The organism is Reyranella massiliensis 521 (assembly GCF_000312425.1).
GTDB lineage: Bacteria > Pseudomonadota > Alphaproteobacteria > Reyranellales > Reyranellaceae > Reyranella > Reyranella massiliensis.
The window spans coordinates 377,224-397,796 of the sequence record NZ_HE997181.1 but is presented as its reverse complement, the minus strand read 5'-3'; the positions used below and the strand labels follow the sequence as shown (position 1 = coordinate 397,796).

The window sequence follows — 20,573 nt, the reverse complement described above, 5'->3', positions numbered from 1 at the left end:
GCGCGACTGCGACGACGCCACCGGACCTGACTGCAAGTCCACCCATTGATCCAATGACAGCAGGTTGCCATGGCCAACCGCTATCCATTTTGCGCAAAAAAGACTCGTCGGCTCCGCGGTTCGGCAGCGCCCCTCTAACGCGTCAGTCGTTCCGCGCGAGCCCTCTGGCGTTCCTGTGGCGCGCCGATCCGGAAGCTCGGGCCAGGGTCGTACTGGGACGCTCGCCGAAGGCCGACGCATAGACGGCGGCGAAGCGGCTGAGGTGCCAGAAGCCCAACTTGAAAGCGACATCCGTTACGGTGGTGCCTTCTGCCGGTCGACGAAGCATTCCCCGAGCCCGCCACAGGCGGCGCCAGCGCAGATAGTCCTGGGGTGATCGGCCGGTCCGAAGCTGGACCACCGCTTCGAGCGAGCGCCGCGACGTCCCGCTCCTGCGGCAGAGTTCCATCATGTCGATCGGCGTGTCGCCCACTTCCTCGATCGTGCGTTCAAAGAGCGCCATGATCTTGGTGTGCCGGCCGACTGCTGCCCGGTCAGGCCGGAATGTGCCCGATTCGCCTAGCGCCATGATCGCCTCGAGCAGAACGTTGCGCAGCGTCGTACGAGTCGCCGACACTTTCAGGAGCTGAGGTTGGGTGTCCAGCTCCGCCAACATTGTCCGGTTGAGCGCATTGAACCGCCGCCGCGCCGCGACCGAGGCTACGTGCCAGCGGCCTGCTCGCCGGGCATTGGACGGGCCGAACGGCAGCTCCCAATCCGGCGCCTCGGCGAACAGGGAAGTTTCCAGGCCGAACGTCGCGACTTGCGCGTCGTCGGCGCTGCGCATCGTTCCGCCCTCGCCGGGTCGCACCATGACGACATCCCGACCGCCGACATCCCGACCGTTCGCCGAGCAGCGCGGGCTCATGACATGCCAGACGCTGAAATCCGGTATTCTTTCGTCCACCGTCAAGACGCTTGCCTGGTCGACTTCCAGGCGGCTGAGCACGACGCCGTCCAGATGGAGGTGCCAGTACCGTCCGCCGAACGAGGGGCCGGCGTCCGCAACGCAGTGGAAATTCGCGCCGGGAATGGCTCGCGCCAGTTCTTCCGAACTATCGGTAACAGTACGACGGTAGAAGTGCATGGTTACCCGTCATTCTCTCACGCCGCGCACGTGACAAAGTACGACTCTGCCGCGTTGCGCGCCACTGGGCCGGCGCTCCAGCCGGCGGAGGAGCGCCCTTCCCCTGCCCGTCGGCACGCTTGCTCCGCAACAGGGGAAACACTTGGGGGCATATCTCGAAGTCACTCAGCCGCGTGGCCGGTGCTGGCCTGCCATCGCAGACGAGATCGCCGCCGCACGGTCGCGCAGGTCTTCGCCGAGCGATTTGATATCGGCCCTGCTCATCTGTGCACCGAAGCCGACGGCACTGATGGCCATCAGCGGCTTGCCCGAAGCATCTACCACGACGGACGAAACCGTGGTCACGCCCCTCACATAGTGGCTCTGATCGACCGCGTAGCCTCGCCTGCGCGTCTCTTCGACCTCGGTCAGGTAGGTATCGAAAGTGAGATCGCCCTCCCAACGCAGCTTGGCGAAGCGCGAGCGCAGCTCCGGCGTGGTCAACCCGGATTGCGCGGCCATCGCCCGACCCAGGGCCGCGATATACATCGGCAGGCGCTGGCCGATGCTCATATGGACGCGGATCGTCGCATCATTGTCAGCGCGATCAACCAGCACCACGCGCTCGCCGCCCATCACGTGCCACAGCGTGCAGGTCACACCATGGTTCGCGGCCACCTCGCGAAGATGCGGCCGTACCATGGCGATGTAGCTCACCTCCTCCAGCGTCCCCTTGGCCAGCGCCAGCAGGCCGAGCCCGATCGAGTAGGTTTTGGTGGTCTCGTTGAAAACGACAAGACCTTCATGCACGAGTGTCTTGAGAAGGTTGAAGCAGGTACTTGGATTGAGTTCGAGATCCCGGGCGATGCGGCTGACACCGACAGGGGCCTGTGTCGCCACCAGATAGCGCAGGACAGCAAGGCCGCCGATCAAGGCACCAACGAGCTTCTCCGGCGCCGGCTCTTCACGCGGCATGGCATTCGTTCTCGGCATCCAGATCGACGCGCTGCACTCCAGATTATGGGACCACATTATTCGGCATCGGAAATGATCGCCATCCCTCCGAATGCAGAGCTGAGAGATCCTGGCACACCGTCGACGGGACGAACCTATCGAGATACCGGGCAATAAGCTTGCGCACACCGGATGCAAGCCCAGTGACGGTGCCCACTTCCATGGCCGAGTGGCGCCAATCGCGGCGGCCAAATGGAAAGTCAGCAATGGGCAACTGCATCCGACACAGGCCTGCCCGTCAGCCGAGCAGCGCGCACCGGCCATCCTGTCGGCAACCGACGGATCGAGCAGACCCGTCGGCAATCAGTGCGGTAGGCCTCTGTCAGTCGACTTTGAGGTTCAGGTCCTTGACCATCTTCGTCCACACCTGCAGCTGATCCTTCTGATATTGCGCTGCCTGCTCGCGCGTCGACGGCGTCGGCACCAGACTGCTTTGCAACAGCTTCGTCTTGATCGCCTCCGTTTCGAGGACCTTGACGACCTCCTTGTTCAAGCGGTCGAGAATTTCGTTGGGCGTCCCGGCAGGCGCGACCAGGGCCCACCAGCCATCCATGTTCGGCGGCGTGGCCAGGCCGCTTTCCACGAAGGTCGGAACGTCGGGCAATAGCTCATAGCGCTTGGCGGACGGCACGCCGACCGGCCGGATCTTGCCTGCCCGGATCATGCTCAACGACGCAGGCACGTCGGCCACCATGATCTGGACGTGTCCGCTGATCAGGTCGGCCAGCGCCGGAGGCGTCGACTTGTAGGGCACATGCGTCACGTCGAGCTTATGAGCATTCTTGATGTAGCCACCGTAGGCGATGCCGCCTGTGTTGCCGCTTGCGTAGTTGTACTTTCCTGGGTTGGTTCTGATCAGCTCGATCAGCTCGGGGGCGGTCTTCGCTTTGACGTCGTTGTTGACGAGCCACACGTAATTGACCGACGCGACCAGCGTCACATAGGACAGGTCCTTGACCGGGTCGTAGCGGACTCCGCTCGTCAGGCCGCCCGGGCTCGCAGCGAGACCGGAGTTGGTCAGGAGGCCGAGCGTGTATCCGTCCGGCGCGGCCGTCGCGACAATCTCGGTGCCCACCGTCGTATTGTTCCCGGGCTTGTTGTCGATGACGATTGGCTGGCCCAACGCCTGAGATAATGGCTCGGAAAGAATACGTGCAAGGATGTCACTTCCGGAGCCGGGCGCAAACGGCACGATCAGCCGGATCGGCTTGTTCGGATATGACTGCGCCGCGACGGGCACGGCCGCTACCAGGCTCGCTGCAGCAGCGAAGCCGGCAAGCCAGCGGACAAAATTCATTGGGGTTCCTCCTTTTATGTTATGTCTTTTTGTCGTGATGCTTTTTGCATCGAGATGCGACGGTCGTCATGGCACGGTGAGCAGGCATGTGGTCAACCGGCATGCAAGGCATTCCGGAGCCAAATTCTCTTCCAAGAAAATTCTATTCTCAATAGAGAAATCCGCCATCGGCGCGGCCTACATGCCACTGTGCGACGGTTGATGCGGATCAGCAGCGTAGCGCCTGCGCAGAACAAGCGCGCCGTCCGGTATCTTCGACGTCGTAGCGAACGCGCTGTCTCTCAGGACTTGAAGCCGAGATCGCGCGCGATGATGTTCTTCTGGATCTCGCTGGTGCCTTCGCCGATCACGTAGACCAGCGCGTCGCGGTGGATACGGCCCACCGGATACTCGCGCATGATCCCCGCGCCGCCGTGAATGCGGATCGCCTGCTCGCTCACCGCCACCGCGGTTTCGCTCGCGATCAGCTTGACGCGCGCGGCCGTCGACGAGTCCAGCGAATTCTGGTCGACGCGCCAGGCACCGTAGTAGACGAGCCATCTGGCCGCCTCGATCTGCGCCGACATCTCCGCAAGCTTGTGGCCAATTGCCTGGTAGTCGCCGACACGCTTGCCCGCGACCATGCGGTCCTGCGCATAGACTGTGGCCGCATCGAACGCCGCTCGCGCCATGCCGAGCGCATTGGCCGCGACACCGACGCGGTTCTCGCTCAACGACTCGAGGATGACAGGGTAAGTCCCGAGGCGTCCGCCCAGGACGCAATCGTCAGGCACGAACACGTCCTCGATGTGGATCAGGCCGGTCTCGGAGGCACGGATGCCCTCCTTCTTCAGCTTGTCGATGTGCATGCCCCTGGCCGGCAGCTCGACAATGAACAGGCTGATGGCGTCGCTGCGAAGCTCCGGCGCAGTGCGGGCTGCAACGAGCAGGAAATCGGCGATCGGCGCATTCGTGATGTAGAGCTTGCTGCCGTTGAGCTTCCAGCCACCGGCAGTGCGTTCGGCACGGGTCTTGAGCGCACGGATGTTCGAGCCTCCATCGGGTTCGCTCAGAGCGAAGCCGGCGATCTTCTTCCCTGCCACGGCAGGCCGGAAGAAGCGCTCGCGCTGATCGTCAGTGCCGGCTTTCCAGATCGGCCAGATTCCGAGATGGCTGTGCGCCGACCAGCTCGATGCGAAGCCCTGGCTCATGTAGCTCAGCTCCTCGCGCACGATGCAGTCGCTGACCTTGTCGAGACCGCTGCCGCCGTCGCTTTCCGGATAGCGGACGCCCAGCAGGCCGAGTTCGCCCCAGCGCGCGAACACTTCGCGCGGCAGAACCTCGTTCTCCTCTGCGGCAACAACCAGCCGCTGATGCTCCGACTGACAGAGACGTCTCACCGTGTCGCGCACGGCGACCTGCTGTTCGGAGAAGGAGAAATCCATGGCGGAGCGAAATTCTCGATAGTGAATAAGTTTCTATTTGAAGAAGATTGCTCCCCTTCCCAATGCAGGTCAACGAACGAAAGTCGGATGATCGGCAGAAACTGCGAGTCATCCGGACAGCCCGCGCGCCGAACCGGCAGACGCGCCCCTTCATCGCAGCGGTCATCCTTGCGGGCTTGCGCTGGATCAAAGCGCCGCGTCTTCCAAGGCGCTACGGGATTGCTAATGCAGACCTTCGTCTTCCGCTGTCCAAGTACAGGCTACAACGTCCAGGGAAGCTTCGAGGAGACCAACTCGCCACTGCCGACCTACGTTGGGCAGCACTGCTTGGCTTGCCGCCGCCTGCATATCGTCGATCCGCGCAACGGCCGGCTTCTGGCCGAGCGTCAGCCGACGTCGGCAAACCTGTCGCGACATACCAAGGAGCTGAAATGACGCACAGCCACGCCATTGTCTGGATGGACTCCAAGGAAGCCCGGATCTTCCGCTTCAATGCCGTCGACATCGAGCGGGAGACCATCAAGGCACACAACCCGTTCCGCCAAGTCCACCACAAAGCCGGCGTCATCGGTTCGGGCCACCAGGCCCTCGATATGAGTTTTCTGGATCACATCATCGATGCCCTGCGCGGCACCACGGAATGGCTTCTGGTCGGTCCAGCCCAGGCGAAGCTTGAGCTGGTTCGTCACGTCGAGAAGACGATGCCCTGGGTCCACGCCAAGCTCGTCGGCGTCGAGGCGATGGACCACCCGACCGATGGGGAACTGCTCGACCAGGCGCGTCGCGCCTTCAAGGCCATCGACCGGATGCAGCCCGTCCCGCCCGCGGGCTGAGTGTTGCGGTCGATACGCTTAGACGTTGAGCTGCCGTAGCGCCTGCAGATTGCAAAGCTCGATCGATCGACTGGCAGCCGGCAGCCGGATCAGCCCGTCGCGTGTGAACTGGCTGAGTGTCCGCGACACCGTTTCGATCGTGAGGCCGAGATAGTCAGCGATGTCGGAGCGCGGCATGGGCAGCTCGAACTGGCCGTTGCCATCAGGCATGCGATCCGCCATGTCCAGGAGAAAAGCGGCGACCTTTTCCTGCGCCGTCTTGCGTCCGAGCAGCAGCATGTGCTCCTGCGCGCGGTCGAGACTGCGGATTGCCGAGGCGAGCACCTCTTCGCGCAAAGCACCGCCATCGCGGGCCGACGGTTCCAAGCAGGTACGGCAATAGGCGAGAACTGTGGCTCCGGCCAAGGCTTCGGCGGTGAATCGATGGTTCTCACCAGCCTCCAGCCCGAAAATCTCCCCGGCAAGATGGAAGGCGCCGATCTGGCGCCGACCGTCGCTCAGCAGCTTGCTGGTCCTTATGGCGCCCGTCACGACCTTGTAGAACCAATCGGCGGCATCGCCCTCGGCGAACAGCTCCTCGCCCTTTCTCAGGGTCTGCGGCACCCCTCCCGACATCGCGCCCCGCAGGGCGAAGGCGGCAGGCATCTGGATAGCGCTTGCGAGGATCTGCATCGGTATCTCCCCGGTTTCAGCCGGAAGGTTGTCGATGCGCATCGGTATCCCGCCGGCCGCCCGGCAACCATTCGGGGTTGATCTAAGGGATTCTACGTAGCCGCCAGCACCATGCGGACGAGCTCGGAAAGGCTGTCGGCCTGCATTTTCGTCATCACATTCGCCCGATGAACCTCCACGGTGCGCGCACTAATGCCGAGATCGTAGGCGATCACCTTGTTGGCCTTGCCGGCGACGAGCCCTTGCAGCACTTCGCGCTCGCGTGACGACAATCCCGCCAGGCGCGCCTGCACAGCCGCCAACCGCGCCTGGCGCTCGCTGTCCGTGGCATGCCGGGCGAGCGCGGTCCGGACCGCCGACAAGAGCGCCTCGTCGTCGAACGGCTTCTCGATGAAATCGACGGCGCCGGCCTTCATCGCCGTCACCGCGAGCGACACATCGCCATGCCCGGTCATAATGATGACAGGAAATCCCGCCTTCAGTTCGTTGAGGCGGCGTTGAAGTTCCAGCCCGTCCATATCGGGCATGCGAATGTCGGTAAGGACACAGCCGTCCTGCGCGTCGGGGAGCGCCTTCAGGAAAGCCAGCGCCGAGTCGTGCACCCGGACGGCATGACCTTCCGTGCTCAGCAGAAAGGCCAGGGATTGACGAACGTCGGCATCGTCATCGATGACGTGTACGACCTGGCTAGCGGCCATGGCCGCCCTCTTGCCGGCCGAAGCCCGGTAAAGTGAAGCGGAAGACGGTACCTCCACCGGCAGGCGTCTCCACCCAGATCTTCCCGCCATGTGCCTCGACGATCGTGCGGCAGATCGAGAGCCCCAGGCCCATGCCCTTGCGCTTGGTCGTCATGAACGGCTGGAAGAGGTTACGGGCGATCTCGGGCGCAAGGCCGCCGCCCGTATCGGCAACGCTCACCACGACCATGTCGTCCGGGTCGGCCGCGGTCGCGATCTCGAGCGTACGCGGCGGCTCGCTGTCCGCCATCACCTCGATGGCATTGCGAATCAGATTCACCAGCACCTGCTGAATCTGGATCCGATCCGCCAGAACCTGATCCGCCCGGGCGTCGAGCCTGAAACGCACCTCGACACCGACATCTTTGATGCCGACCAGGGCCAGCGTGCTCGCATCCTCGATCAGTTTGGGCAGGCTCTCGATTCGCCGCTCGCTTTCGCCACGCGACACGAATTCGCGCAGGCGACGGATGATCTGGCCGGCGCGCAAGGCCTGCTCGGCCGCCTTCCCGACGGCGTCGCGCAACTGGGGCACCGGCTCTCCCTCCAGACGATCGATCAGACGCTGCGAGCCTTTCAGGTAGTTGCTGATCGCCGTCAGGGGCTGATTGATTTCATGCGCAAGCGTCGAGGCCATTTCGCCGAGCGCCGTGTAGCGCGACATGTGCGTGACTTCGGACTGCAGCTCCTTGAGGCGGGTCTCCGTGATCTGTTGATCCGTGAGATCCCGAATGAAGCCAGTGAAATGGTGCCGCTCGCCGGTTTGAAGTTCGCCGACCGTGAGATGCATGGGAAAGGTGGTGCCGTCCTTGCGCTGCCCGACGACGATACGGCCAATGCCGATGATGCGCGGCTCGCGGGTCGACAGATAGCGCTCGATATAGACGTCGTGCTGTTCGCGATAGGGCGACGGCATCAACATGCTGATGTTCTGTCCGACGACCTCGCCGGCACTGAAGCCGAACAGCCGTTCCGCCGTCTTGCTGAGCGACTCGATCCGCCCCCGCTCGTCGATGATGATCATGGCGTCCGGCACGGTCTGCAGGACCGAGCGCAGCCGCGCCTCCGCCGCTTCCAGGGCCTGCGCCAAGTGTGTCCGCCCACCTTCACCGGGAAGGGCCGCACCATGGAGCAGCCACCTCACCCCGCCGTCGGGCGACGGCACCGGGCTGCTGACCGTATCGGCCAGCGACAGTCCCGCGGCACTGCCGGCTGGCGATTGCACCAGCAGCCTTCCGGACCTGTCGTTGCGGTGCGGGCGCCCCGTCTCGCGCGCGACTTCGAGGGATGCCTTGAGAATCTCCAGATCCGGCCCCGGAGCGAAGACCTCGTCGAGTGTCCGACCGGCCAGCGCAGAGCGCCCGAGGCCCAGCGCAGCGCAGTAGCCGTCGCTCGCCGTCACGATGCGCAGATCGGGCCACAGGAGAAGCTGCGCATGACCCGACGCCGCGACGATGGCGGCGACTTCTTCCGGGGACGTCGCGGATTGCGAGGGTTGACTCATCGATGCATTGTCTTTCCCGGCCACGATAGCATGGCCGGCGGCGACACCGACAAGACGGCTCAAGGCCTGATGAAAGCAAGCGGAGTGGACTCGTCCAGATTGTCGGCGGCGGCCGTCAGTTCCGCCGCAATATCGTCGTTCGGCCGGCCGCGCTGGAAGATCCGTATCGCCTCCGACAGAAGGCACCGTGCAACAACATCCTCGGAGATGCCCTTGCCGCCGGCCTCGGCGAGCGCTGCTTCGACATGCGCAGCGACCAGTTGATGCGTACTCATGGCCCAATTCTCCCTTCAGATGCCGCGCGAGTGGCGGCCATCGGCATGATGCAAGTGATGATCGAATGCCGCACAGACGAAGCGCACCAGCGGTTGCCCGCGCTCGGTGACGTTGATCCTGTCTCCCTGCCGTTCAACCAGGCCGTCATCGACAAGCGCCGGGAGCGCCTCGATCTCGGCCAGGAATGACGGCAACGACACTTGGTGACGACAGCACACCTCGGCGAGATCGACCGAGAAGGTGCACATCAGCCGCTCGATGATTTCGCCGCGCAGCCGGTCGGCAGCGCAGAACTCCAGCCCCCGGGCCGTCGCGAAGGTGGCGGCATCCATCAGCGATCGATAGCGCGTCGTGTCGGCGGCATTCTGCGTATAGCCGCGCGGCAGGCTCGAGATGGCCGAAGCACCGAGGCCCACGACCCACGGTCGCTCTTCGGCGACGTACCCCTGGAAACTACGGCGGAGCTGGCCGCGCCCCGCCGCCATCGCCAAGGCGTCGTGGGGGCGCGCATAGTGATCGAGTCCCACTTTCACGTAGCCACCGGCGAGCAATCGCTCCGACACGAGCGCAGACATGGCCGACCGCTCGGCCGCACCGGGCAGTGTTTCGGTGTCGATCAGCTTCTGGCGCGCCTTCATCCACGGCACATGCGCATAGGCAAATACCGCGAATCGGTCGGGTGCCAATTGCAGGGCGGCATCGAGTGTGCGCGCCAGCGTCTCGGGAGTTTGCCGAGGCAGACCGTAGACGAGATCGATGTTGATGCGTCGAATGCCCGCTTCGCGCAGGCGAGCGACTGCCGCGGCCGTGTCGTCGACCGACTGCAGCCGGTTTATCGCCTGCTGGACGCCGATATCGAAATCCTGAACGCCGAGGCTGACACGATTGACGCCGATTGCCTGCAGGGCGCCGACGAGCGCCTCGTCACAGAAACGCGGGTCGATCTCCATCGAGGTCTCTTCGCCACTGCGTCGATCGAAGCGGGCCGCAAGCTGTCGGGCGACCGACACGATCCGGTCCACGCCGAGTTGCGACGGCGTGCCGCCGCCCCACTGGATCGACCCGATGCAGAGATCGGGGGCCGCCGCGGCGACGAGGTCGATCTCTTTCGCCAGGGCCTGCGCGTAGGCGTCGAGCGAGTCCGGCCGGTTCACCGCCGACGTGTGGCAAGCACAATACCAGCAGAGCCGGGCACAGAACGGAACATGCAGGTAGAAAGTCGCGCTCGTGCGGGCGAGATCCTGCAGCCAGGCCCGATGCTCGACCGGGCCGATGGCGCCGTGAAACTGCGCGGCCGTCGGATAGCTGGTGTAGCGCGGCACCGCACGATCGTAGGCCGCGAGGGTACGGGCATCCATCAGTGGGACACGAACAGAGGGACGGTCATGCTGGACAGGAGCGTGCGGCTGGCGCCACCCAGCACCATCTCGCGCACCCGCGAATGGCCGTAGAGGCCCATCACGACCAGATCGATATTGTGGTCGACCGCCCGCGACAGGACCACGCCCCCGACATCCGAGTCAGCGGCAACATCGCGCTGGACGGTGACATCGATGCCGTGGCGCGCCAGCCAGTGCGCCACATCTGCCCCCGGCTCCGCGCCGTGACCATCGGCCGAGGTATGCGGATCGACGACCAGCACGATGACCTTCTTTGCCGCCCGCAGGAACGGGAGGGCATCTGCCGCCGCACGCGCGCTTTCGCGGCTGGCGTTCCAGCACAACATCACCCGTTCACCCGGCTGCGAACGGACTCCGACATGCGGCACGATCAGCATGGGCCGCCCTGTCGACAGCACGACGGATTCCGGAAGATCGGACGGCGTCGGCGTCTGGGCATCGAAGTCGGTCTGCCCGACGATGGTGAGATCGGCATAACGCGCCTGGATCGCGAGTTCGCTGTCGATGAAGCCGTCGACCGCCCGCCATTCGTGCGAGAGGTGTCGCCCCTTCAGCGCCTTGTCGAAGGCTGCCCGCGCCGCCTCTGCGTCTGCCTTGACGCCGGCTTCGTAGGAGGCAAACAGCGCGTCCATCGGCATCCCCCCTTCGAAGAAGACAGGAGCCTCGAACGGCGGTCGTGCATGCACGCCAACCAGATGGGCGCCGAATCGCTGCGCCAGTTCCGCTGCAACGGCAAGCCGCTGGCCGACCTTGGGCGCGGCGTCGCAGTGGACGAGGATCGTCTTGTATTCCATGGTCAATCTCCTCCGGTGATGTTTTGCTTTGCCGCCTGCGTGCAACGAGTGCCTTGACCTGCGTCAAGTCCGCGGCGAGGCCGAAATGATCTATTGTGAGCATGGAGACGATTGTCCGGTTCTTGGCGCTTTGCGCTGACGGGTTGCAGACGGCAGCGGCGGATCCAGCCGGGTTGCCCGTCGCGATGCTTCTCGCAGGTCTGGCCGGCAGCCTCATCCATTGCACGGGCATGTGCGGCCCCTTCGTGCTCGGACAAGTCATTGCCGATGCCGACAAACCCGCGCGGGCCAACTACGGGGAATGGCATCGGCTCGCAGGGGCCGCGCTCGCGCCCTATCATCTCGGGCGCCTCACGACTTATGTGCTGCTGGGGGCGATCGCCGGAGAGGCTACGGGGCTTTTCGCGTCGACGGCGGCCTTCGGCTGGCTGTCCGGCACCCTACTCGTGGCGGCCGCGCTGCTGCTGATTACCCAGGCACTGGGGGTGTCGCTGGGCATCAACGGGTTTGGTCTGCAGGCCTGGCTGTCGCGCCTCGCCGGACCTCTTGCCGGCGCCACCGGCAATGCCGCGAGATACAGCCTGGGCGTCCTGCTCGGCTTCCTGCCGTGCGGCTTGCTCTATGGCGCCCTGGCCGCCGCGGCCGGCACGGGTTCGGGGTCGAGCGGCGGCCTCGCGATGGCAGCCTTCGCCCTCGGCACGATGCCAGCCTTGATCGCCGTGGGCTGGGGCGGCCTGCTGATGCGCCGGAAGTTGCGAGGCGCGGGCCGATGGATGAGCGCGCCCCTCCTGCTTGGGAACGCGCTGGTGATGCTTACGCTGGCGAGCCAGCGCTTCTAGCGGGTTCGGGCAACGCCTCGAAGCTCACGATGTCGCGGTAGGCATGCCATGTCGAATGCGCCACGACCGGCAACACCACGACCAGTCCGAGGAAGCCCGGCACCATCGCCATAGTCACCAGCATGACGATCAACCCGGCCCACAAGAGCATTGGCTTGGGATTGAGCCTCACCGCGGCGACGGAGATGGCGATGGCTTCGAACAGGTTCGAGCAGCGGCGGTCCAGGAGATAAGGCATCGAAAAGGCTCCGATGACGAATGCCACCGCGGCGAGCACGGCGCCGATCGCCACGCCCGCCGCAAGGAACGGCAGGCTGCGCGTTGCGTGCCAAAGGAGATCCGTAAAATGGGTCCAGGATGGAACGCTCTGCCAGGGAAAGAAGGCGAAGAGAAGCTGCGCAATGCGCATCCAGGCGAGGTGCAGCAAGAGCAGGGCGAGGCCCATCAGGGCGATCTGATCGGCATTGCGACGCCAGGCGCTCAGGGTCGAGTCGCCATCGACGGGCAGGCCGGCTTCGAGCCGCCGGCTGGTCTCATAGAGGCCGACCGCAATGAACGGCCCGACAAAGAAGAAGCCGGCGCTGAGCGGCAACACCAGCGAGGGATAGTCGAACCACAGCAGCAGAGCGATTGCCAGCCAGCCCGTGATGACTGGGAACAAACCATAGGACAGGCTGATGACGGGAACGGTCCATAGATCGTTCCAGCCTGCTGCCAGCCAGGTCCACGGCCGGTCGATCGCAACGCGCCGGATGCGCGGTTGCGGTCCGGGGAAAACCGCGACGGACTCGCTCATGGCGTTTCACTCTCGAAATGCATGCGTCACTAGATATCGGCCCGGCAGACGTGGGCCTTGACCTAAATCAAGGTTCTCCGGCGGCGATCTCCTAGGGTCCGTCCGACCTTCGCGGGGAGAAAGTATGTCGAGTCAAGCAATCCTGAATGCCGGACGCCCCTCTGCGCCGCGCTATGTCGAGGATGTGATCCGTGCTGCGGTCGTGCTGACGATGTTCTGGGGCATCGTCGCCTTCCTGGCGGGCGTCGTCATCGCCGCCCAGCTGGTCTGGCCGCAGCTCAGTTTCGACAGCGAGTACCTGACCTTTGGCCGCCTGCGGCCGCTGCACACGTCGGCCGCCATCTTCGCGTTCGGCGGCACCGCGCTGATCGGCACGGCCTTCCATGTCGTGCAGCGCACCTGCCGCGCCCGCCTGTTCGGCGGCGCACCGCTCGGCTGGTTCGTGCTGCTCGGCTACCAGTTCTTCATCGTCACGGCCGCCGCCAGCTACCTGCTCGGCATCACCCAGAGCAAGGAGTACGCCGAGCCGGAATGGTTCATCGATCTCTGGCTGACGATCGTCTGGGTCGCCTACCTGGTTGTCTATCTCGGCACCGTGCTGAAGCGCGAAGAGCCGCACATCTACGTGGCGAACTGGTTCTACCTCGCCTTCATCATCACCATCGCCGGCCTGCACATCGTCAACAACATGGCGATTCCGGTGTCTATCACCGGTTCCAAGAGCTACGGCGCCTGGTCGGGCGTGCAGGACGCCATGATCCAGTGGTGGTACGGGCACAACGCCGTCGGCTTCTTCCTGACCGCGGCCTTCCTCGGCATGATGTACTATTACATTCCGAAGGCTGCGAACCGCCCGGTCTACTCCTACCGGCTGTCGATCGTGCACTTCTGGTCCCTGGTGTTCATGTACATCTGGGCCGGCCCGCATCACCTGCACTACACGTCGCTGCCCGACTGGGCGCAGACGCTCGGCATGGTTTTCTCCGTCATGCTGTGGATGCCGAGCTGGGGCGGCATGATCAACGGCCTGATGACGCTCTCCGGCGCGTGGGACAAGCTGCGCACCGATCCCGGGCTGCGCTTCTCGGTCACCGCCGTGGGCTTCTACGGCATGGCGACCTTCGAAGGCCCGGTCATGTCGATCAAGGCCGTCAATTCGCTCAGCCACTACACCGACTGGACGATCGGCCATGTCCATTCCGGCGCATTGGGCTGGGTCGCCTTCATCGTGTTCGGCACGCTCTACTATATGGTGCCGAAGTTGTGGAACCGCCCGGCCATGTGGTCGACCCGCCTGATTGGCTGGCACTACTGGATCGCGACCATCGGCATCGTTCTCTACATCACCGCGATGTGGGTGAGCGGCATCATGCAGGGCCTGATGTGGCGCGCCTACGACGAGCTGGGCTTCCTGCAGTACTCGTTCGTCGAGACCGTCGCCGCCATGCAGCCCTTCTACTTCATCCGGTTCCTGGGCGGGGTCTGCTTCCTGACCGGCGGACTGCTCATGGCCTACAACATGTGGCGCACGATCCGCGGCGAAGCCGAAGCGGTTTCCACGCGTCCCCACCCTGCTCTCGCGGCCTAGGAGACGCGCAAATGCTCATTCGTCACGAGACGATCGAAAAGAACGCCATCCTGCTGGTGATCCTGACCCTGATTACGGTCTCGATCGGCGGTCTGGTGCAGATCATCCCGCTGTTCTCCATCGAGACCACGATCGAGCGGGTCGACGGGGTGCGTCCCTACACGCCGCTCGAGCTGCTGGGCCGCAACATCTACGTCCGCGAGGGCTGCTACACCTGTCACAGCCAGCAGATCCGCCCGTTCAAGGACGAAGTCGAGCGGTACGGTCACTACAGCCTCGCCGCCGAAAGCATGTACGACCGGCCCTTCCAGTGGGGCTCCAAGCGCACCGGGCCGGATCTGGCGCGCGTCGGAGGCCGCTATTCCAACGACTGGCACGTCGCCCATCTCGTCTCGCCGCGTGCCGTCGTGCCGGAGAGCGTCATGCCGGCCTATCCGTTCCTCGCCTACAAGAAGCTCGACTACAGCGACATCGCCAGCCACCTCCGCGCGATGCGCGCGGCCGGCACGCCCTATACCGACGAAATGATCGCCAACGCCCGCGCCGACCTCGAAGCGCAGGTCAATCCGGAGCTCGATCCGACGGCGATGGAGAAGCGGTATCCGCGGGCCGTCGTCGGCAAGTTCAATGTCGACTCGACGGCGATCACCGAAATGGATGCGCTCGTAGCCTATCTGCAGATGCTGGGCACGCTGGTGCGCTTCGGCGACATCCCGCCCGAGCGGCTGCGGCAATAGGGAGAACGGACATGACTCTCGAAGCGCTCGGCGAGCTGCTCACCTCGATCTGGACCATCTGGGCGATCGTGGTCTTCGCCGGCATCGCCTTCTGGGCATGGCGTCCGAAGAACCGGCGCCGGTTCGAGAAGGACTCCCGCATCCCGCTCAACGACGAATGACGAAGGACCGGCCATGCCGACCAAGATCGAGAAGGACACGCTGTCGGGTCAGAACACGACCGGCCACGAGTGGGATGGCGTCAAGGAACTGAACACCCCGCTGCCGACCTGGTGGGTCTATACCTTCTACGCCACGGTGGTGTTCGCCATCGTCTACTGTGCCCTCTACCCGTCCTGGCCGTGGCTGAACGGCCATACGAAGGGTGTGCTGGGTTACTGGAGCCGCGCCGAACTCACCCAGGAGCTCGCCGAGCAGGCCAAGGCGCGCGCCGGCTTCGTCGACCGCATCCGGACCACTTCGCTCGCCGACATCGCCAAGGAGCCCGAGCTTTTCAGCTTCGCCATGGCCGGTGGTCGCTCGGCGTTCCAGACCAACTGCATGCAGTGCCACGGCGCTGGCGGTGCGGGCAGCCACGGCTTCCCCAACTTGGTGGACGACGACTGGATCTGGGGCGGCAGTCTCGACCAGATCCGCGCCACGATCGAGCACGGCATCCGCAATGCCGACGACAAGTCCCGCCAGTCGATGATGCCGCGCTTCGGCATCGACGGCATGCTCACGGGCGCCCAGATCGCGGCGGTGACGGACTATGTGCTGAGCCTGTCCGGCAAGGCGCAGGCCACGCCGGAAGGCGCGCAGATTTTCAAGGATCAGTGCGCGGCCTGCCATGGTCCCGAAGGCAAGGGCAACCAGGAGCTGGGCGCGCCCAGCCTCGCCGACGGGATCTGGCTTTATGGCGGCAATCGCGATGCCATCTATCGGTCGATCTTCTACGCCCGCAACGGCAGCATGCCGGCCTGGACCGGACGCCTCGACGAAGCGACCATCAAGATGCTCACGATCTACGTCCACGCACTGGGCGGCGGCCGCTAGGCAGTATGCGGGCGTATCATGGGTATCGACACAAAGGTTCGGGATGAAGACGCGGTCTCGCTCGCCGCACAGAAAGCCGAGCTGCCGCTTTACGTCACCCGCATCAAGGTCTACCCGCGTGCGATTGCCGGGCAGTGGCGGCGCATCAAGTGGGCCGTCCTTGTCCTGCTGCTCGGCCTCTACTACCTCGTGCCGTGGATACGCTGGGACCGCGGCCCCAATGCGCCGTCGCAGGCCATCCTGATCGATCTCGACGGCCGGCGCGGCTGGTTCTTCGACGTCGTCATCTGGCCGCAGGAAGTCTATTTCGTCACCGGCCTTCTGATCCTGGGATCGCTCGGCCTGTTCTTCGCCTCGTCACTGTTCGGGCGCGTCTGGTGTGGCTTCACCTGCCCGCAGACTGTCTGGACCGATCTCTTCATGCTGGTCGAGCGCTGGATCGAAGGCGATCGCAACGAGCGCATGCGCTTCGACCGCCAGCCGATGTCGGCAACCAAGGCTGCCCGCAAGGGCCTGAAGCATGCCGCCTGGCTTGTCATTGCGGCGGCGACGGGCGGCGCCTGGGTCTTCTACTACGTCGACGCTCCGACCACTCTGGTCAAGATCTTCCGCGGCGAGGCATCGCTCGAAGTCTATACGTTCGTCGGGCTGTTCACCGCGACCACCTACGTTCTCGCGGGTTGGGCACGCGAGCAGGTCTGTACCTACATGTGCCCCTGGCCGCGCTTCCAGGCCGCGATGCTCGACGAGCAGAGCCTGATCGTGACCTACCAGAAATGGCGCGGCGAGCAGCGCGGCAAGCACAAGGCCGGCGACACCTGGGAGGGTCGTGGAGACTGTGTCGACTGCCGCCTGTGCGTCGCCGTCTGCCCGACGGGCATCGATATCCGCGACGGCCAGCAGATCGAATGCATCGGCTGCGGCCTCTGCATCGACGCCTGCACCCAGACCATGGACAAGGTCGGGCGGCCGCTGGACCTCATCCGCTGGGACACCCTGGCCAACCAGCACGCCAAGGAGACCAGCGTGGTCAAGGGGACCGGCCGCGTGGCGTGGCGGCCGCTGCGACCCCGCACCCTGCTCTATGCCGGCCTGCTCGGCCTCGTATCTGCGATCATGCTGGTGGCATTCCTGCTGCGCAGCGACGCCGAACTGACGGTCCAGCGCGACCGCAGCCCGAACTATGTCCGCCTGTCCAACGGCGACATTCGCAACTCCTATACCCTCAAGATCCTGAACAAGCATCGCGAGGAGGCTCACTTCCAGGTGGCCGTCGAAGGACTGCCCTCGGCTGTTCTGAGCATCATCGGCGCCGACGCCGATGGCGCATCGGGATCGCCGAGCCTGGTGGTGCATCCCGACGCGGTCGGCACCTTCCGGGTGCTCGTTACGGTACCGTCGAAGAACGCGCCCGCGGGCTCCAAGCCGATCACGTTCCAAGTGCGCGAGGCATCACAGGCGCGTCGGGCCTCGCACGATGCCGTCTTTGTCGGACCTGGCCGTTAAAGGAGCTTGCCGATGAGCCCCCCCCTCGCCTCGCGCGGTCGCTACATTCCCTGGCTTTTCGTCCTGGGCTTTATGCTCGTCATCGCGGTCAACGGCATCATGATCTGGTTTGCCGTGGGATCGTTCTCGGGCCTCTATACGCCCAAGCCACGCGACCGCGGGCTGCGCTACAACGACGTCATTACCGCCCAGCAAAGCCGGGATTCTCTGGGCTGGCGAATCGACTCCAAATGGCGGCCGGAGAGCCGCCGGCTCGATCTCACCCTGTCCGATCGCGACGGCCGGCCACTCGCCGGGGCGCGTGCGACCGTCGAGCTGGTGCGGCCGACGGAAAAGCGGCCGCCGCTCGACATTGCCATGGCCATCGTCGGACCGGGACAGCTTACCGGCACGGTGGACCTGCCGGCCCGCGGGAACTGGGACATCGACATCGTGATCGAGCGCGACGGCCAGCGCTTCGCTCAGACCCGCCGGATGTTCCTGCAATGACCGACGTCGCCCTCTGCGCGCCCTCTCCCGCTGCCGTGGTCGAGCGGAGCTGCGCGCATTGCGGCGAGGTCTTGCGCGGGCTTTCCGACAGCAAGTTCTGTTGCGCAGGATGCGCCGGCGCACACGCCATCATCGGCGCGGCCGGTCTTGATTCCTTCTACCGACGCCTGGAGGAACGGCACGCAAGGCGGCCGGAGCCCCTGGAAACCGACTTCGCCGGCCATGCGCACGTCACCGGCCGGAACGAAGCCACGTTGGACCTGCTGGTCGAAGGCCTCGACTGCGCCGCCTGCGTCTGGCTGATCGAGAGCCTGCTGGCACGCAACCCGGCCATCACCAGGGCTCGCGTACACCTCTCGACGCGGCGTCTCTCTCTTGGCTGGCGTGGTCCGGCCGAGGACGCCAATGCCCATGCCGGCCTTGTCGCGGCCCTCGGCTTCAAGGTGGCCCCCTACGACATCGTCGCGGCCAACGCCGGCGAGGATCGCGACACGCGCGACTTGCTGCGCGCGCTCGGGGTGGCGGGATTTGCCGCCGCCAATGTCATGCTGTTGTCGGTCGCCGTCTGGTCGGGCCACGACGGCTCGATGGGCGAGGCGACGCGTACCCTCTTCCATTGGCTTTCAGCTGCCATCGCTCTGCCCGCCGTCGCCTACGCCGGTCGCCCCTTCTTCCGTTCGGCCATCGCCGCCCTGAAGGCCGGCCGCACCAACATGGACGTTCCGATCTCGATCGGCGTCATTCTGGCCTGCGTGGTGAGCCTCCACGAAGCCTGGGTCGGCGGCCCGCATGCCTACTTCGATTCGGCGATCACCCTGCTTTTCTTCCTCCTGGTCGGCCGCTATCTCGACCGTCGCGCCCGTGGCCGTGCGCGCCATGCCGTACGGGCCTTGCTGGCGCTGACAGCCCGCAGCGTCACGGTCGTCACGGCCGACGGCAGCACGGCCCCGCGCCGCGTCGACGCGCTCGTTCCCGGCGACGTGCTGCTGGTCGCGGCCGGCGAACGGCTGGGGGCAGACGGCATCGTCTGCCAGGGAAGATCCTCGCTCGACGCCGCCCTGATCAGCGGTGAAAGCGTACCGCAGGCGGTCGAACCGGGGGCCCGGGTATTCGCCGGCATGGTCAACCTCGGCGCCCCGCTGCGCGTACGCGTTACCGCCGCCGGCGACCGTACCTTGCTGGCGGAGATCGTCCGGCTCGTCGAGGCTGCCGAACGCGGGCGGTCGCGCTTCACAGCCATCGCCGACCGAATCGCACGCGCCTATGCGCCAGTGGTGCATGTCACCGCACTGCTGACCTTCTTCGGCTGGATGATGCTGGGAGACCTCGCCTGGGATCGCGCGCTGCTGGTGGCCACGGCGGTGCTCATCATCACCTGTCCCTGCGCGCTCGCCCTTGCGGTCCCGGTCGTTCAGGTGGTGGCGGGCACGCGTCTGCTGCGTTCGGGCATCCTGCTGCTTTCGCCGACGGCACTCGAGCGTTTGGCGCAGATCGACCATGTCGTCTCCGACAAGACCGGCACCCTTACCCTGGGGCGTCCCGAACTCGTCGACGGTCCTGCCGACCCCGAAACCAGGCGTCGCGCGGCCGCGCTCGCGGCGAACTCCCGCCATCCCCTGGCGCGCGCCCTCCTGCGCGCCGTGCCGGGAGTGGCGGCCACCCCGAACGTCGTCGAGCATCCTGGCGAGGGGCTCGAAAGCGGCGACGCGCGCCTGGGATCGGCCGCCTTCTGTGGCGTTGCCGATGCAGTGGACGACGGCCGGTCCGAACTCTGGTTCGTCGAGCCGGGCCACAAGCCAGTCCGCTTCGCCTTTGCCGATCGGCTGCGTTCCGATGCCGCGAAGGCCGTCGCGGCCTTGCATCGCGACGGGCTCGCCGTCGAGTTGCTCTCGGGTGACCGGCCGACCGCCGTGGCCGATGTCGCCCGGATCGTCGGCATCGATACCTGGCGTGCCGAGGCGAGGCCCGCGGCCAAGGCACAGCACCTGGCCGCGCTGGCAACGCAGGGCAAGCACGTGCTGATGGTCGGCGACGGGCTGAACGATGCGCCGGCCCTTGCCGCCGCGCATGCTTCTCTATCGCCAACGACGGCCGCCGAAGCGACGCAGAATGCCGCCGATGCGGTGTTCCAGGGCGATGCACTGCAGCCGGTCGTCGAAGCGCTGGATGTGGCACGTCGCGCCAATCGCCTGATGCGCCAGAACCTGGCCTTGGCGCTCCTCTACAACCTCGCCGCCGTGCCGCTGGCGATCCTGGGCGAGGTCACACCCCTGGTCGCCGCCGTGGCCATGTCCTCGTCCTCGTTGCTGGTGATCGGCAATTCATTACGCCTTGGCATTCGCCCGCCAGCCCCGCAGCCCTCCAGCCTTCGGCAGGTGCTCTGATGGACAGTCTGCTCGTTCTCGTGCCGGCAGCGCTCTTCCTGGGCTTGCTGGCTCTGGCGGCCTTTCTCTGGGCGCTGCGCAACGGCCAATACGACGACCCCGACGGCTCTGCAGGCCGCATTCTGTTCGACGACGATTGAGGA

At 65.3% G+C, this 20,573-nt stretch carries 22 protein-coding genes; 11 read left to right on the top strand and 11 right to left on the bottom strand.

The features are described 5' to 3' along the window. Positions 1-142 precede the first annotated feature (142 nt). The 4 genes from BN60_RS01950 to BN60_RS01935 all read right to left on the bottom strand — a co-directional run bounded on the left by BN60_RS01950 (position 143) and on the right by BN60_RS01935 (position 4,840). A complete protein-coding gene (locus tag BN60_RS01950; RefSeq protein ID WP_020694293.1) occupies positions 143-1,126 on the bottom strand; it encodes a helix-turn-helix domain-containing protein in 984 nt (327 codons plus the stop codon). 165 nt (positions 1,127-1,291) lie between these two features. After that, on the bottom strand, positions 1,292-2,080 hold the full coding sequence (locus BN60_RS01945) for an IclR family transcriptional regulator (protein WP_020694292.1): 789 nt from the start codon (positions 2,078-2,080) through the stop codon (positions 1,292-1,294). Positions 2,081-2,441: 361 nt separating this feature from the next. Further along, complete coding sequence (locus tag BN60_RS01940; RefSeq protein ID WP_020694291.1) at positions 2,442-3,416, bottom strand: Bug family tripartite tricarboxylate transporter substrate binding protein; 975 nt, start codon at positions 3,414-3,416, stop codon at positions 2,442-2,444. A gap of 281 nt (positions 3,417-3,697) precedes the next feature. Then, positions 3,698-4,840 carry an acyl-CoA dehydrogenase family protein gene (locus BN60_RS01935; RefSeq protein ID WP_020694290.1) on the bottom strand — a complete coding sequence of 381 codons (1,143 nt, stop codon included), beginning with the start codon at positions 4,838-4,840 and terminating at the stop codon, positions 3,698-3,700. Positions 4,841-5,065: 225 nt separating this feature from the next. On the opposite strand from BN60_RS01935, the gene BN60_RS01930 reads away from it, so the two are divergent. Both BN60_RS01930 and BN60_RS01925 read left to right on the top strand, forming a co-directional pair. Further along, positions 5,066-5,275: a hypothetical protein gene (locus tag BN60_RS01930; protein WP_020694289.1), complete on the top strand. Its 210-nt coding sequence runs from the start codon at positions 5,066-5,068 to the stop codon at positions 5,273-5,275. Then, positions 5,272-5,673: a hypothetical protein gene (locus BN60_RS01925; RefSeq protein WP_020694288.1), complete on the top strand. Its 402-nt coding sequence runs from the start codon at positions 5,272-5,274 to the stop codon at positions 5,671-5,673. The genes BN60_RS01930 and BN60_RS01925 overlap by 4 nt, the downstream gene beginning before the upstream one ends. A gap of 18 nt (positions 5,674-5,691) precedes the next feature. On the opposite strand, the gene BN60_RS01920 is transcribed toward BN60_RS01925, so the two are convergent. The 6 genes from BN60_RS01920 to BN60_RS01895 all read right to left on the bottom strand — a co-directional run bounded on the left by BN60_RS01920 (position 5,692) and on the right by BN60_RS01895 (position 11,056). Continuing rightward, complete coding sequence (locus BN60_RS01920) at positions 5,692-6,345, bottom strand: helix-turn-helix domain-containing protein (RefSeq protein ID WP_043284538.1); 654 nt, start codon at positions 6,343-6,345, stop codon at positions 5,692-5,694. A 92-nt stretch (positions 6,346-6,437) separates the two neighbouring features. Next, complete coding sequence (gene fixJ / locus BN60_RS01915; RefSeq protein ID WP_020694286.1) at positions 6,438-7,043, bottom strand: response regulator FixJ; 606 nt, start codon at positions 7,041-7,043, stop codon at positions 6,438-6,440. Further along, positions 7,033-8,586, bottom strand: a complete 1,554-nt coding sequence (locus BN60_RS01910; protein WP_020694285.1) for a PAS domain S-box protein — start codon at positions 8,584-8,586, stop codon at positions 7,033-7,035. The genes fixJ and BN60_RS01910 overlap by 11 nt, the downstream gene beginning before the upstream one ends. A gap of 59 nt (positions 8,587-8,645) precedes the next feature. Beyond that, the gene (locus BN60_RS01905) at positions 8,646-8,861 is read right to left on the bottom strand and encodes a hypothetical protein (protein WP_020694284.1); all 216 of its coding nucleotides are present in this window, start codon (positions 8,859-8,861) and stop codon (positions 8,646-8,648) included. Between the two features lie 15 nt (positions 8,862-8,876). Continuing rightward, positions 8,877-10,220: an oxygen-independent coproporphyrinogen III oxidase gene (hemN, locus tag BN60_RS01900; protein ID WP_020694283.1), complete on the bottom strand. Its 1,344-nt coding sequence runs from the start codon at positions 10,218-10,220 to the stop codon at positions 8,877-8,879. Then, on the bottom strand, positions 10,220-11,056 hold the full coding sequence (locus BN60_RS01895; protein WP_020694282.1) for a universal stress protein: 837 nt from the start codon (positions 11,054-11,056) through the stop codon (positions 10,220-10,222). Before BN60_RS01895 ends, hemN begins: the two co-directional genes overlap by 1 nt. A 185-nt stretch (positions 11,057-11,241) precedes the next feature. On the opposite strand from BN60_RS01895, the gene BN60_RS01890 reads away from it, so the two are divergent. Next, positions 11,242-11,895 carry a sulfite exporter TauE/SafE family protein gene (locus BN60_RS01890; RefSeq protein ID WP_051150074.1) on the top strand — a complete coding sequence of 218 codons (654 nt, stop codon included), beginning with the start codon at positions 11,242-11,244 and terminating at the stop codon, positions 11,893-11,895. Here BN60_RS01890 and BN60_RS01885 read toward each other — a convergent pair. Further along, positions 11,870-12,691 carry a DUF2189 domain-containing protein gene (locus BN60_RS01885; protein ID WP_020694280.1) on the bottom strand — a complete coding sequence of 274 codons (822 nt, stop codon included), beginning with the start codon at positions 12,689-12,691 and terminating at the stop codon, positions 11,870-11,872. The genes BN60_RS01890 and BN60_RS01885 overlap by 26 nt on opposite strands. Before the next feature lie 124 nt (positions 12,692-12,815). On the opposite strand from BN60_RS01885, the gene ccoN reads away from it, so the two are divergent. Genes ccoN through ccoS form a run of 8 tightly spaced genes read left to right on the top strand, consistent with a single transcriptional unit; the run spans position 12,816 to position 20,570 of the window. Beyond that, on the top strand, positions 12,816-14,279 hold the full coding sequence (gene ccoN / locus BN60_RS01880) for a cytochrome-c oxidase, cbb3-type subunit I (RefSeq protein WP_020694279.1): 1,464 nt from the start codon (positions 12,816-12,818) through the stop codon (positions 14,277-14,279). A gap of 11 nt (positions 14,280-14,290) precedes the next feature. Continuing rightward, positions 14,291-15,016, top strand: a complete 726-nt coding sequence (gene ccoO / locus BN60_RS01875; RefSeq protein WP_020694278.1) for a cytochrome-c oxidase, cbb3-type subunit II — start codon at positions 14,291-14,293, stop codon at positions 15,014-15,016. An 11-nt stretch (positions 15,017-15,027) separates the two neighbouring features. Continuing rightward, a complete protein-coding gene (locus BN60_RS29400; RefSeq protein ID WP_020694277.1) occupies positions 15,028-15,177 on the top strand; it encodes a cbb3-type cytochrome oxidase subunit 3 in 150 nt (49 codons plus the stop codon). A gap of 13 nt (positions 15,178-15,190) precedes the next feature. Further along, the gene (ccoP, locus tag BN60_RS01870) at positions 15,191-16,051 is read left to right on the top strand and encodes a cytochrome-c oxidase, cbb3-type subunit III (RefSeq protein WP_020694276.1); all 861 of its coding nucleotides are present in this window, start codon (positions 15,191-15,193) and stop codon (positions 16,049-16,051) included. An 18-nt stretch (positions 16,052-16,069) separates the two neighbouring features. Next, positions 16,070-17,557, top strand: coding sequence for a cytochrome c oxidase accessory protein CcoG (gene ccoG / locus BN60_RS01865; protein ID WP_020694275.1), 1,488 nt, complete (start codon positions 16,070-16,072; stop codon positions 17,555-17,557). Positions 17,558-17,569: 12 nt separating this feature from the next. After that, a complete protein-coding gene (locus tag BN60_RS01860) occupies positions 17,570-18,046 on the top strand; it encodes a FixH family protein (RefSeq protein ID WP_020694274.1) in 477 nt (158 codons plus the stop codon). Next, positions 18,043-20,430: a heavy metal translocating P-type ATPase gene (locus BN60_RS01855; RefSeq protein WP_020694273.1), complete on the top strand. Its 2,388-nt coding sequence runs from the start codon at positions 18,043-18,045 to the stop codon at positions 20,428-20,430. The genes BN60_RS01860 and BN60_RS01855 overlap by 4 nt, the downstream gene beginning before the upstream one ends. Then, complete coding sequence (gene ccoS / locus BN60_RS01850; protein ID WP_020694272.1) at positions 20,430-20,570, top strand: cbb3-type cytochrome oxidase assembly protein CcoS; 141 nt, start codon at positions 20,430-20,432, stop codon at positions 20,568-20,570. Before BN60_RS01855 ends, ccoS begins: the two co-directional genes overlap by 1 nt. Positions 20,571-20,573 lie beyond the last annotated feature (3 nt).

Bases quoted from the DNA above. Each gene is read 5' to 3' on its own strand.
- BN60_RS01950 (WP_020694293.1), bottom strand. From the start codon at position 1,126: ATGCACTTCTACCGTCGTACTGTTACCGATAGTTCGGAAGAACTGGCG.
- BN60_RS01945 (WP_020694292.1), bottom strand. From the start codon at position 2,080: ATGCCGCGTGAAGAGCCGGCGCCGGAGAAGCTCGTTGGTGCCTTGATC.
- BN60_RS01940 (WP_020694291.1), bottom strand. From the start codon at position 3,416: ATGAATTTTGTCCGCTGGCTTGCCGGCTTCGCTGCTGCAGCGAGCCTG.
- BN60_RS01935 (WP_020694290.1), bottom strand. From the start codon at position 4,840: ATGGATTTCTCCTTCTCCGAACAGCAGGTCGCCGTGCGCGACACGGTG.
- BN60_RS01930 (WP_020694289.1), top strand. From the start codon at position 5,066: ATGCAGACCTTCGTCTTCCGCTGTCCAAGTACAGGCTACAACGTCCAG.
- BN60_RS01925 (WP_020694288.1), top strand. From the start codon at position 5,272: ATGACGCACAGCCACGCCATTGTCTGGATGGACTCCAAGGAAGCCCGG.
- BN60_RS01920 (WP_043284538.1), bottom strand. From the start codon at position 6,345: ATGCAGATCCTCGCAAGCGCTATCCAGATGCCTGCCGCCTTCGCCCTG.
- fixJ (WP_020694286.1), bottom strand. From the start codon at position 7,043: ATGGCCGCTAGCCAGGTCGTACACGTCATCGATGACGATGCCGACGTT.
- BN60_RS01910 (WP_020694285.1), bottom strand. From the start codon at position 8,586: ATGAGTCAACCCTCGCAATCCGCGACGTCCCCGGAAGAAGTCGCCGCC.
- BN60_RS01905 (WP_020694284.1), bottom strand. From the start codon at position 8,861: ATGAGTACGCATCAACTGGTCGCTGCGCATGTCGAAGCAGCGCTCGCC.
- hemN (WP_020694283.1), bottom strand. From the start codon at position 10,220: ATGGATGCCCGTACCCTCGCGGCCTACGATCGTGCGGTGCCGCGCTAC.
- BN60_RS01895 (WP_020694282.1), bottom strand. From the start codon at position 11,056: ATGGAATACAAGACGATCCTCGTCCACTGCGACGCCGCGCCCAAGGTC.
- BN60_RS01890 (WP_051150074.1), top strand. From the start codon at position 11,242: ATGCTTCTCGCAGGTCTGGCCGGCAGCCTCATCCATTGCACGGGCATG.
- BN60_RS01885 (WP_020694280.1), bottom strand. From the start codon at position 12,691: ATGAGCGAGTCCGTCGCGGTTTTCCCCGGACCGCAACCGCGCATCCGG.
- ccoN (WP_020694279.1), top strand. From the start codon at position 12,816: ATGTCGAGTCAAGCAATCCTGAATGCCGGACGCCCCTCTGCGCCGCGC.
- ccoO (WP_020694278.1), top strand. From the start codon at position 14,291: ATGCTCATTCGTCACGAGACGATCGAAAAGAACGCCATCCTGCTGGTG.
- BN60_RS29400 (WP_020694277.1), top strand. From the start codon at position 15,028: ATGACTCTCGAAGCGCTCGGCGAGCTGCTCACCTCGATCTGGACCATC.
- ccoP (WP_020694276.1), top strand. From the start codon at position 15,191: ATGCCGACCAAGATCGAGAAGGACACGCTGTCGGGTCAGAACACGACC.
- ccoG (WP_020694275.1), top strand. From the start codon at position 16,070: ATGGGTATCGACACAAAGGTTCGGGATGAAGACGCGGTCTCGCTCGCC.
- BN60_RS01860 (WP_020694274.1), top strand. From the start codon at position 17,570: ATGAGCCCCCCCCTCGCCTCGCGCGGTCGCTACATTCCCTGGCTTTTC.
- BN60_RS01855 (WP_020694273.1), top strand. From the start codon at position 18,043: ATGACCGACGTCGCCCTCTGCGCGCCCTCTCCCGCTGCCGTGGTCGAG.
- ccoS (WP_020694272.1), top strand. From the start codon at position 20,430: ATGGACAGTCTGCTCGTTCTCGTGCCGGCAGCGCTCTTCCTGGGCTTG.